Here is a 12,737-nt window from a genome sequence, read left to right as displayed (position 1 = left end):
TATATCATACCATATCATGACTGGAGGGTGATGGTCTTCGTTTCTTGTTCCCATTTTACAGTCATTCCTAACTGCTCAGACACGAGTCTTAATGGGACCAAAGTCCTACCACCTAACACAATGGGTGCTACATCCGTGCTCTGACGCTTGCCGTTCAGGACGACTTCTTTCTTGCCTACTGTTAAATCCATCAGCACACCGCCACGCATAATCGTAATCCGCTGATCGCCTGCGTTCCACTTGGCTTGCCCGCCAAAAGCATCCAGCACGTACTTGATCGGCACATACGTTGAGCCGTCACGAGTCATCGGAGCAGCATCAATGGTCGTTGGCGTTCCGTTCACGGTCATTGACTTTTGTCCGATTGTCATTTGAGCCGTTCCTTTTTTGAGTCCTTCGGTTCCGACCGTTCCCGGTGTATTAAAAGAAATATTATCAAAAGCGACATTGCCCGTTTTAGCACGCTCATCCTGACCTTCGGCCACATTGACTACATACAGGCGCTTGAGCTTCGCCGGATATGAAATATTCAAACCGCTCATGTCTACGTTAATGGTTTTCCAGCCGTTCCAGTCGATCACTTTGGCAAGGTCAATATATGCCGTTTTGCCTTGGGCATCTTCCAGCTCGGCACGCAACCAGTTCAGACTCTTATCTCCTCTAACATCAATCGAGATGGATGTAGCCGCTTGTTCAAGCGTTTTGCCGGTTGTACCGTTCAGTTGGGCGTAGGCATACATTTTACCACTACCGTTCGTCATGTCGTAGTTCAGCTCAAGCACTTTGGAATTGGCATGGTCGCCATCTCCTTGTACAACAGCCGCTGTGCCGGTAACGCCTTCTACATTCGAAGTAAAATCAACCGGATACGAAACATTTTCGAAGTTCTCCCAGTTGTTTGTGCTAGCCCCGCCAGCAGACAGGAAGACGACCGCGCTGAAACCATCGTAGCGACCGATGGCATAGCCCGTTTTCACATCCGCATCCACCGTATTTACCGTAAGCTGATTGTCCTTAACACTTCCCTTAAAGCCGATGAACTCCCATTTGAGCGCATCTGACGAAATGCTGACGCTCTGGCCGTCTTTCGTCTTTGCAGTTACCAGTACCGCGATTTTAGCTCCTGCCGTAAGCGATCCTGTCCCACTGCCTGCGGTAAGTGATGAAATTTCATCTGCCCCCAGGACAGTAACCTTGGTCGTAGCACTAGCTGAGCCACTGGAAGCCGTCAACGTAGCTGTTCCTGGTTTCGACCCCTTCACAACCCCGCCACTCACCGACACCACGGACGGGTTGCTCGATTTCCATGTCACTTGTACATTTGAGGTATCGAACGGATTGTAGTAGGTGTCATAGCCTTTAAAAGAATAGCTTCCGGTCTGACCAATAAGCAGCGTTTTATTGCCTTTAATCGTGAAGCCTTTGAGCGTCCCTTTAGGTGCACTGGTGTACACACCCACACCGTTTACGACGCTACGTTGTTCCGTACCGTATTCCGTATTGAACGTAAGCCCCGCTGTCGTATCTCCTAAATCACGGGTCACCATTGTGGTGGAGCCACCGCCATCCAGGTTCATACCCTTCCAGACACCAATATCTTTCATCAGCGTTTGCAGCTCACTCAGGGATACGCCAACGCTATTCCCGTTCTTCTCAACGGCAATGACATAAGCGTAACGCTTGTCACGGGAATATCCCAAAGCCGTGCGCGCCCGCGTCCCGCCTATGCTCGTTGTACTGCGGGAAAAGGAAGTTTTCTGACCGTCATTCACCAATATGGTGTGTCCGCCAATCATCATCTGGAGATTGGAAGGGTCCACCTCACTCCCTGTCGATTTGACACGAAGATGATAGCTGGTTTCTATCGTTTGTCCTACTGTCAGGTGGGCTTTGACATAATCGGCCGCTTTGCCGTGAGTACGTAAAATATAGCCGTCCTGCGGCACAGTCATATTCAACGTAGCATTGTTGGAAATTTGCGTAACCACACCATCTTGCACCAATACCTCGGTAGGCGTTGTTGAGCTGTTTTTCGGCCGCTCAATTGCTTTCCAGGCAGATGTATAAATATACATAGCGTTGGAGTGGCTGTAGCTGCTTCCACTCGTTTCAGGCGAATACGAGGCCTTATTCATCCCCGCTAAAGGGAAAGTTGATCCATCCCCGGCTTTTACTGTGCCTTCAAAGGTGAACTGCTCCACCATTGGGGAACCGTCCTTGGTTACTGCAAAAGCATACATCCCCGTTAAATCAGATGGAGTAGACATTAATACACCCTTCGATACTTGTCCACCAATCGGAGCACCCTCGCTGGAGGTATTAAAATAATCTCCGTTCACACCAGCGACTGCTCCCGTTTCTTTTGCCATACCGCCTGTGCTTTGGCGGGTTGTGAACTGTCCATTTTTCCCGGTCATAACATCCAGCTTAACGTATGGATTTTGCAAGTCTACCCGGACGATATCCGCCAGCGCTGTTCCTTTGGAGCCTTTAAAACGATATTTCATCAATGTTGCACCGGAAGTAATAATTTCTTCCCCCAGCTTTACAGTCGAACCGGAAGCTGCACTCGCAATCGGTGCAGATATCCAGCCGTTTAACGGAATTAGAGCGCCTGTTCCGGCAACGGGTCCAACCCACAATACTCCTGCCAGTGTCAAAACAGCCCATCTTTTAACGATCCCTCTGCCATCTACTTTCTCATTGCCTTTTTTCCTATTACCTAAAAACATATGGATGATAGCTCTCCCATCTTCATTGTATTCAAACGGACTTTTCCGATCATGTACTCTAAACTCTATCAAATAAACAAAAAAAGCCTCTTATGTTAATAGACTTATTATAAAGGCAAAAGTTACGAAAATCCCGTTAACTATTTCATAAAACACAAACTATAAATTGACGAATGCATAATCAGCACACTATAATACACATGAACTTATAAGTTCAAATAATACTAACTAGTTCAAACCTAATGTTATGCACCCATCGGGAGGATTGATAATCATGAATAAACAACGAACAATCATCATACTTACCCTATCCCTGAGCATCGCGATCGCTGGATGTTCTGCCGGGAAGGAGGATGCCGCTCTAAGCTCTGCTGCACAGCCAGTCGCTGTGCGTACCGCAATCGTCAAATCCTCTCCGCTCCATACTGCCTATAACTTGTCAGGCACGCTTCAGGCTTATGAGGAAAACACACTGGCTTTTCAAAATGGAGGCACCGTAGCCAGTGCCTCTCTCTCTGTCGGCACTGCTGTACAGAAGGGCGCCGTTATTGCTCGTTTGGATGACGCTGACTACAAGCTTCAGGTTGAGCAGGCAGCAGCCTCGATTCAAGAGGCTCAGGCAGGTATAGATAACGCCCAGGCTAACCTTCAAGCCGCTGCCTCCGCAATCCAATCCGCCGATGCAGGCATTGCGAGCGCGGGCGCGAATGTCAGCAAGGTCAACAAGGGGGCGCGTGCCCAAGAGAAACAGCAAGCCCAAGCCACTGTGGATAAGGCCCAAAGCGCTTATACCAAGGCCAAGACAGATAGCGAGCGCACACAAAAGCTATTTGAAGCAGGTGCAGCCACCGCGTCGGACAACGAAAGTGCCCGTCTGAACGCTACCGCAGCCCTGAAAGATCTGGAACAGGCCAAAGACTCCCTTTCCCTCCTGCTGGAAGGAGCAACGACAGAAGACCACCAATCCGCTCAGGCTTCCTTTCAAGATGCGCTTGCTGGAAGATCCAAAGCCTTTGCAGCCAGTGAACAGGCTGCGGCTTCCAAAAAACAAGCCAGTGCCAATTACGAAAAGGCACTTGTCGCCAAGAGTCAGGCAGAACTTGCACTTTCACGCACCCGTCTAATCTCTCCTGTGAACGGCGTCATTTTAGATAAGATCGTGAATACAGGTGATTTAGTCGCTTCAGGCCAAGCAGTCTATCGCATAGGCTCCATTGATCGACTCAAGGTTCTGCTTCCGGTACCGGACAGTGAAATCAGGGATTGGAAGAAGGGACAACAGGTCAGTGTCATGTTGTACGAGGAAACGCGTCAAGGCACAGTATCCAACGTTTATCCGTCAACGAGTACCAATACAGGTAGGGTTAATGTAGAGATTGTCATTTCCAATCCGCAAAGAAACTGGTTACCCGGTCAGGTCATTAAAGCTGCTCATCAGGTGACAGACAAGAATGGCATTCTCATTCCGGCCGAAGCGGTCATTAACACGGGAAGCAAGCCTTTTATTTTCAAAGATGTCCAAGGAAAAGCTGTTAAAACTCCAGTGGAGCTTGGCAATCAGGTCGTAGAAAATCAGCTTCAAATTGTATCCGGCCTTCGTGAAGGCGAACGCATTGTCATTAAAGGGGCAGAAACCCTGTTTGATGGGAATGCGATTCAGTCGGAGGAAGGCGGACGCCCATGATTGAGTATATCGTAAAAAAACGAAAAATTACGTTACTGTTTTTTGTCATGCTGATTTTAGTCGGAATCTTCGGTTTTTTCCAGTTACCGCAGCAGGAGATGCCGGATGTCACAATACAGAATGCTATGGTAACAACAGTCTATCCTGGTGCTTCACCACAAAAAGTAGAACAAACTGTAACCAAAGAGTTGGAGAAACGCATCAAGGAAGTGGAAGGCGTTAAAACGATTAATTCGACTTCTGGTAACGGATTCTCCTCTATTTTAATCGAATCCAAAGATGGAGCTGATCCCCAAACGGTTTGGGACAATATGCGTAAAAAGGTGCAGGATGCACAGGCCGATCTCCCTGATGGCGCTGAAACACCAGTTGTGAATGATAAGCTAACAAGCTCGTTTATCGGCTCCTATGCCTTGATCGCTGACTCTGTCGCACCGCTGTATCAACTCAATGATATGACTACAAGCTGGAAAGACCAGCTCAATACCATATCTGGCGTATCCAGTGTCAAATTCAGAGGTCTTCCTGATCAAGAGGTACGAGTCCATATCGACAATCAGAAGCTTCAGCAATACCAACTGTCCTGGGGGCAAGTTGCGCAGGCGATCCAGTCTCAGATTGACCGGGTCCCCACCGGGGATATTGAATACAACGGGCGCACCTATCAGCTCATTGTCCGGGAAACAGAAAAAGCCAACGAGTTAGAGCAAGTCATTCTGACACGCACCAAGGAAGGGAACCCTGTTTACCTACGAGATGTGGGTACGACTGAGCTGGCACATTCCAAAGCAGGCTACTTTGCTTACATAGATGGTAAACCAGCCATTACACTAAGCATTGGAGCAGAAACAGGCACCGATATCCCGTCGATGAGCGAGAAGGTTAATACCAAGCTGAAAGAGCTGGAAAAGACACTCCCCGCAGGCGTTCACTTTGAAACTCTTTTTGCACAAAAAGATCAGGTAACTCATATCTTCGACGATTTAAAACGTGAAACGATTCTCGCGATTACGGCCGTTATTCTCGTTTGTATGCTGGGCTTGAATTTGCTAACCTCTGCTTTTGTCGCGCTGGCGATTCCTATTTCGGTTTCGATCGCCATTATCTTTTTGCCCATGTTCGGCATTACACTCAATCAAATTTCCGTTGTCGGCCTGATTATCGTACTTGGTATACTCGTCGATGACGCGGTAGTCGTAAATGACAATATCGAGCGCAGACTTACGGAATTAGGCGAATCTCCCTCCGTTGCGGCAGTAAAAGGCACCAAAGAGGTGATGCTTTCCATTTTGGTTGCCACACTGGCTACCATCTCAGCCTTCGCTCCACTATTATTTCTTCCAGGGAATGTAGGTGCATTTATTAAACCGATTCCAGCCATTGTTTCCCTGACTATGCTTGCCTCTATGATCATGTCGCTCACCATCATTCCTATTTTTCGAGAATGGTATGAGAAACGCAGACAGGCTCGTCACCCTCAGGGAAAACCTAAACCACCTGGCTTGTTAGGTCATCAGATTCAATCTTTAAATAAGCTCTATTCACAAAAGTTAATGCCCAAAGTAATTCAGCGTCCTTTGCTGACCGCAATGGTTGGACTCATGCTCGGGACGGCTGCATATGGACTGGTCGCTTTCACAAGGGTTGAATTGTTTCCAGAATCGGAAGATCCTCACGTCGCATTAAATGTAAAAATGCCTGTGGGCACTTCGATCGCAGAAACAGACCAGGTAGTCAAAGACATTGCAGCTTGGGTAAGAAAACAACCCGAAACCTCTAACGTAACCTATAGCGCTGGAGGAACAGCTCCGCAATTGTTTAGTGACATTAACAGCGGCGGCGGTGATAGTAGCGACAACGAGATTGTCGGTCAGATCGCTGTTATCGGCAAAGAGGATGTATTTGATCTCAATACGACAGTCGATGCCTGGGAACAGCACCTTAAAAAGGCCTACCCTGGAGTTACGGTTACGATGTATGTTCCCCGTCTGGGAATCCCTGTGGGTAAGCCCGTCTCTATCCGTATTTCAGGCCAGGACCTGAATGAGCTGCAAACCCTTGCCCAAAAAGCAAAGGAACAGATCGCCACAGTAAATGGAACAACGGGGATCGTGGATGATATAGGGATTGAGCGATATGCGCTGGAACTTGAGGTCAACAAGCAGGCCATGGATCAGTACCTCGTAAGCTACACTGATTTGACCCGTACACTTCTTCTATTAAAAGAAGGAGCCCAAGTTAGCCAATTTGATACGGGAAACGGTCTGGTAGATATCAAACTGTATTTGAATCATACTGACGAGGAGCCAAGCACGCTTTTCCAACAATTAAGTGTAATAAATACTGCTGGTGAGCAGATTCCATTAAACCAGCTCGTACAGATCAAGCCTACATTTGCTATTCAGCAAATCAAGCATTACAATATGGAACGGACGATTACGGTAGAAGCCGATCTGAATGGAAAAACGGCTAGCGAAGCGATGGTAGATGTTGAAAGTAAACTGGCACAAATGAAGTTCCCTGAGGGCTACAAATGGGAGGTGGGCGGAGAAACCTCCGATCAGTCTACCATATTCGGGGATTTAGGAAAGCTGGCAATTGTTGTGGTCTTGCTCATTTTACTCTTGATCACCATGCAATTTTATTCTCTTTCCATTCCTATTATTATTATGACGACAGTGTACCTGGCAGCAGCAGGTGGAATTATCGGTATTTTTCTGACAGGTATGCCTATCGGGTTTATGAGCATCATGGGAATTATCGCACTGGCGGGAATTGTAGTGCGAAACGGAATTGTGTTAATCGAGTTCATCGAGGATGCCCGGCATGAGGGAATGGAACTGAAGGAAGCTGTGATACAAGCAGCCGCTGCCCGTTTCAGACCTATCTTATTGACTTCTCTGGCTGCAATTGTAGGTATGATTCCGTTAGCCCTACTGGGTAGCCTGCTCTTTAAGCCACTGGCGTTTACCGTCATTTTCGGATTGTTATTCTCGACGTTGTTAACCCTGTTTGTAGTGCCGTCATTGTATATGATCATGGCCAAGTACAAAATGCGCCGTCAACTCAAAAAACAGCAGCACACGGTTATCACACACGATCAACCTTTGTAGTTGCATGCTGAGAAGTACACACTGTCGGATTGAACCCTAGGGGGAAGTATGTATGGAAAGCAAAAAAAATGATATTTTACAGGCAGCCATTCGGCTGTTCTCCAGAAAAGGCTACTATTCAACATCTGTTGAAGAGATCGCCAAAGAAAGCGGGATGGCGAAGGCATCCTTTTATAAATATTTTCAAGGAAAAGAAGAGCTGCCTTTGGAAATGTGTATCATTCTGGAGAATAACATTGAACAAGACATCCGGGCACTTTACAGCAAGCCTGACCTTACTAAAGAAGCTAAGTTGCACGGTTTTGCCGTTCTTTATTTGAAAAACCTCGTTGAAAACAAAGTGTATCTCATGATGGATCTTCCTGAGCCGTCCATGCTTATTTTTCAAAATGAGCAACTCAATGGCGCCTTCGAGCAACATGAATACAAGCTGTACAAATGGGTACGTGACTGCATGATTGACGTTTTTGGACCAGAGATTGAAGATCACGCTTGGGATATAACCTTTGTGCTCAAGAGTGTTGTATTTGAATACATTCGCTTCTTTGCGGATCGGATGAATGATGAAACGGTTGAGCAGCTTGTGCAATTCATCATTTTCTTATCCCGTTCCTTGGTAGCCAACCTGAATAGCGGTGAATCCGCCCCTCATTTGTTCTGGAGCAGGCAGGGCTGGTTACCTGAAAGTACTCTAAGCAATCCCTTTGATCAAGGCCGCCAGATTAACGGCCTTCTCCACTCTCTGGAAGACAGTATACTGCTGTCTTCATGGAGTTCAAAGGAAGAAAAACAGGAGTACCTGCAAATTGCCGCCTTATTAAAAGAAGAAGCTTTGAAGGCGAATCCCCAAACGGGTCTTTTAAAAGCTCTGTTTTCATATTTAGAACAGCGTAAGGATCTGCAAAAGGTCTGTCGTTTGCTCAAAAAGCTGTTGAATCTTGCACCCCCAACGGAGTAGAAGTTAGCAATACATCACAGCAATTTTCAACTTAACTTGTAAGACACATCAAAAAAGACTGCTCATGTAAATCATGAGACAGTCTTTTTTGGGTTATAGCTTGTATTTGATAACATATGAGAAATTATAGACCTGCTTGCGATCTCAGAGCTTCAGCTTTGTCTATGCTCTCCCATGGCACATCCAGATCTGTACGGCCAAAGTGACCGTAAGCAGCCGTTTGCTTGTAGATTGGACGACGCAGGTTTAGCATTCGAATGATACCTGTTGGGCGAAGATCAAAATTGTTACGAATCAGTTCAACGATTTTCTCATCGCTTACTTTACCCGTACCGTATGTATCGACGCTAATCGAAACCGGCGTAGCTACACCAATAGCATAGGCAAGCTGAATTTCTACTTTATCTGCCAATCCGGCTGCAACAAGGTTTTTCGCTACATAACGGGCAGCGTAAGCAGCGGAACGGTCTACTTTGGTCGGATCCTTACCCGAGAATGCTCCCCCGCCATGACGTGCATAACCGCCATACGTATCAACAATAATTTTGCGGCCTGTCAAACCTGCATCCCCTTGAGGTCCGCCAATAACAAAACGCCCTGTAGGATTAATGTAATACTTGGTTTGCTCGTCCAGCAATTCCGCAGGAACAACTGGCAAAATAACCTTTTCCTTGATGTCTGCCTGAATTTGCTCTAATGTAGTATCTTCTGCATGCTGTGTAGAAACTACAATGGCATCAATACGAACTGGTTTGCCATTTTCATACTCTACCGTTACTTGCGTTTTACCATCCGGGCGAAGGTATTTTAGTGTTCCATCCTTGCGCACTTCAGCTAAACGACGTGCAATACGGTGAGACATCGCGATTGGCAACGGCATCAGCTCAGGTGTTTCATTTGTGGCAAAACCAAACATCAGCCCTTGATCGCCTGCACCAATGTTTTCCGTTTCTTTATCTACTTCAGCAGGATCACGGCTTTCCAGGGCAGCGTTAACCCCTTGAGCGATGTCCGGCGATTGTTCATTCAAAGAAGTCAATACAGCGCAAGTATTATAATCAAAGCCGTATTTCGCACGTGTATAGCCAATTTCCTTAATCGTATTGCGTACAATGGATGGAATATCCACGTATTCCGATTTGGAGCTGATTTCACCAATGACGAGAACAAGACCAGTAGCTACCGATACTTCACACGCTACCCGTGCATTAGGGTCATTAGCCAAAAAGGCGTCCAATACGGCGTCAGAAATCTGATCACAGATTTTATCCGGATGACCTTCTGTTACGGACTCAGACGTAAACAAATGACGGCCTTTTACAGACATGAATTTCAACCTCCTACAATTAAAATACATGAGGATTTATATATAAAATCCTGACATGGCAATGGCATTATTCAGACACTCTCACGTCAACATGTGACAGAAAATGACTTCTATACCTGATTAACAAAAAATGAACCTTTTCCGGTAGGAAAAGGTTGCGTACAAGCCTCAAATGCCATGATATCCTATTTAAAACGAGGTGTCAATTCATATCGCCCAATTACAAAAGGCGAAGCAAAAGCAAATGGATAAGAACTAATTTCTGTTCCAAATGAAAATAGCCCTTTTTTATAACAACTGCACCTCAAAATCAGTAAAATTATTGCAGTTTACAAGGTACCAAATTCAGACAAGCTGCGTTCGGCAGATTGTACCAATCGCTTGGTAATTTCGCCGCCCACAGAGCCATTCTGTCTTGAAGTCAAATCCCGCCACTCCACATTTGCGCTTCCTTTAAATTCGCCCAACTCAGCAGCAAACTCACTGTCTGCACTAGGAATTACATGTGCATATTGGGGATTATAAACAGGAAGCCCAAACTCAGCAGCAATTTCATACTTCAAATCATGTAATCTGGCACGGCTTTCGGGAATCAATCGTCTCTGACCTCTTGACGCCATCGTACACACCTCCATCAATTGTATTTTCTTTCATGAGGTTAGTGTGCAGCGTTTGGAGCCAGATTAGCCAAGAACAATTTGCTATCCCAAGCAGTATTTACGAAAAAGAACATTCCAGCATACAACCTATTGGATAGTGTAACCGCCACGTACCATGACGACCAGGCCAAACTTCTGGCCTTCTTTTACCTGAATACCTCTTCCTTCTCTAGGAAAGGATAGTAAATGATTTTTCTCAACGGCTTGATTATGAACAATTTCCGTTCCGGAAGTGATATCAATAGCTCCACTGGCATCCATGCTATAAACAACAGCATACCCGTTACGTAAAATAAATTCCGATCCAGCTTTGGCAATCAGCTTTTGACCAGGCTTTACATCAACCACCTTCAATTCCTCAGTCTGTTCCACAGCTGTGGAAGCTTCGCCTGAGCTAGAAGCTCCAGATTTCGTGGCGTTAGAAGTAGCGTTTGTGGTAGAAGAAGCTGCTGAACTAGTTGTCTTACTGGTATTGGTTGTCGTTCCACCTTTGAGAGCCTGAGCAATTTTTTGATCAACATAGCTTTTGGTTACAACTGGATCGTCAGCTGTTCCCGGTTGCCCAGAGCTAGAGGCTCCATTAACCGAGTTATTCATTAAGGAGCCTGCAACTATCCCTCCTCCAAGCAAAACTGCTGCCAGCGATACTTTGTAGCGTGATTTCATGTAAATCCTCCTACAGCAGGTTAATGCATTGTGAAAATACTTTTGTATTCGTAGTATTATTGGCTTGCTCCAGAAGAAGCACCTTGCATAACCCACGGTTTATCATAAGCCATCTTCAATGTATCAATACTTGTAACTAAATCTTCAGCTTGCTGTTCAGCAGTAGTCACTTTCAGATTAGCCTCATAAACCTGAAGCTCAGTAGCCAAGCCAACATCAAATTGCTTTTTAGCCATATCGGCTGCACTTCTAGCGCTTACCAAGCCAGCTTGAATTTGAGAATATTGACTTTCCAATCCTTTAATGTTGTTGTAAAGCGTTCTTACAGCTTCTTCAAGCTGTCTCTTCGTGCCCTCTGTAGCATACTGAGCCTTCTCTACATTAAGCTGTTCAGCCTCGTATGTTGTATTTCCTGGTGTACTAAAATTGTAGAGCTTCAAGCTCAATTCAGCTAAATCTACTTTTTGTTCACTTAACCAAATAGCAGTGCTGCTAGTAAGTACTTGGCTCACCTTAGTTTCCACATTATCTTTAAATTCAGAATAGACAGGCTTATCCTTCAATTCATAACGTTGCTCTGGTTTGTAGCCAATCACTTGATTCAGTGATACATAAGCACTATCCAGATCTTTTTTAGCCTTTTCTAAAGCAGCTTGATTCTGAGTTAACTGATTGGTTGCTTGTGTCACCTCATAGTCACTTGACATTTGATTATCTCTTTTAATTTGTGCAACTTTAAGCTTGCGCTCAGCATCTTCAATATTCAAAGCAGCCAGCTTAACGGCATTTTGCTTTTGAAGAAGCTTGTTATAAAGATCCTTCACGTTGTATTGAATACCTTCCTTAGTCATGTCCAAATTCTTTTTTGCAGCCTCGTAGTTAAGGTTGGTTTGAGCATATCCTTTAAAAGCTTTATCTTGTCCTTCATCACCGGCTTCTGCAGGAACAAAATCAATATTCTTTCCTGTCTCTTTCATAATTTTACCAGATTGATCAATATTAGTTTCCGCTGTTTTAACTGAAGTACTATCAGCTACAGCTAGTTTAACTGCATCATCATAGGTCAAAGAATCATTATAGTAGGTATCATAAGTAACTTTAGTCACAGGAGCTGTGAAAGGTTTACTGGACAAACTATTGGTTTCACCAGTAGTACTTCCATCTACTTGATTTGAAATGGTCACTGTTCGTGTAGTCTTATTCCAATTTACTTTGGCGCCTAATGATTGGCTCACAAAGCGTAAAGGAACGAGTACTTGACCCTTCTGGATTTGAGTAGCTGCATCCAGTTGTACAGGAGCACTATTTTTATATGCAAGCTTAGAACCCACATTCAAAGTCAATGTATCCTCATTTTTAGATGCCGTTACTTTTTTAGCTTTGCTATCCCAATCCACTTGCGCTCCCAAACTTTCGAAAACTCCACGAAGAGGTACCAAGGTTGTATTTTGACTAACAACAGGAGCTTGCGTATATTGCTGGGTTACACCGTTAATAATAACTTTTATATCACCTGCTTGAGCTCCCGCAAGATTGGCAAATGCAGAAGAAAGAACCAATGTAGAAAGTACCGCCACTCCAAAACGTTTCATAATTTC

At 45.3% G+C, this 12,737-nt stretch carries 8 protein-coding genes; 3 read left to right on the top strand and 5 right to left on the bottom strand.

Annotated features, from left to right (window positions below; translation table 11 throughout):
- Positions 1–14: 14 nt before the first annotated feature.
- The gene (locus ACQ4MX_RS17915) at positions 15–2,732 is read right to left on the bottom strand and encodes a stalk domain-containing protein (protein WP_431086412.1); all 2,718 of its coding nucleotides are present in this window, start codon (positions 2,730–2,732) and stop codon (positions 15–17) included.
- A gap of 274 nt (positions 2,733–3,006) precedes the next feature.
- Between ACQ4MX_RS17915 and ACQ4MX_RS17910 the strand changes: the two genes are divergently transcribed.
- From ACQ4MX_RS17910 to ACQ4MX_RS17900, 3 genes are read left to right on the top strand one after another with little or no spacing between them, the layout of a single operon-like run.
- On the top strand, positions 3,007–4,416 hold the full coding sequence (locus ACQ4MX_RS17910; protein ID WP_431086411.1) for an efflux RND transporter periplasmic adaptor subunit: 1,410 nt from the start codon (positions 3,007–3,009) through the stop codon (positions 4,414–4,416).
- On the top strand, positions 4,413–7,529 hold the full coding sequence (locus ACQ4MX_RS17905) for an efflux RND transporter permease subunit (protein WP_431086408.1): 3,117 nt from the start codon (positions 4,413–4,415) through the stop codon (positions 7,527–7,529). Before ACQ4MX_RS17910 ends, ACQ4MX_RS17905 begins: the two co-directional genes overlap by 4 nt.
- Before the next feature lie 52 nt (positions 7,530–7,581).
- Entirely contained in the window at positions 7,582–8,487 is a 906-nt protein-coding gene (locus ACQ4MX_RS17900) for a TetR/AcrR family transcriptional regulator (protein ID WP_431086405.1), read from the top strand.
- Between the two features lie 124 nt (positions 8,488–8,611).
- On the opposite strand, the gene metK is transcribed toward ACQ4MX_RS17900, so the two are convergent.
- The 4 genes from metK to ACQ4MX_RS17880 form a co-directional block, all read right to left on the bottom strand.
- Complete coding sequence (gene metK, locus ACQ4MX_RS17895; protein WP_431086404.1) at positions 8,612–9,814, bottom strand: methionine adenosyltransferase; 1,203 nt, start codon at positions 9,812–9,814, stop codon at positions 8,612–8,614.
- A 329-nt stretch (positions 9,815–10,143) separates the two neighbouring features.
- Positions 10,144–10,434: an alpha/beta-type small acid-soluble spore protein gene (locus ACQ4MX_RS17890; RefSeq protein WP_149095570.1), complete on the bottom strand. Its 291-nt coding sequence runs from the start codon at positions 10,432–10,434 to the stop codon at positions 10,144–10,146.
- Between the two features lie 126 nt (positions 10,435–10,560).
- A complete protein-coding gene (locus ACQ4MX_RS17885; RefSeq protein ID WP_431086401.1) occupies positions 10,561–11,139 on the bottom strand; it encodes a hypothetical protein in 579 nt (192 codons plus the stop codon).
- Between the two features lie 56 nt (positions 11,140–11,195).
- Positions 11,196–12,731 carry a stalk domain-containing protein gene (locus tag ACQ4MX_RS17880; protein WP_431086399.1) on the bottom strand — a complete coding sequence of 512 codons (1,536 nt, stop codon included), beginning with the start codon at positions 12,729–12,731 and terminating at the stop codon, positions 11,196–11,198.
- Positions 12,732–12,737 lie beyond the last annotated feature (6 nt).

The organism is Paenibacillus sp. 8b26, assembly GCF_050626875.1.
GTDB lineage: Bacteria > Bacillota > Bacilli > Paenibacillales > Paenibacillaceae > Paenibacillus.
The sequence above is the reverse complement of the archived record's forward strand: the minus strand, read 5'-3'. Positions and strand labels throughout refer to the sequence as shown.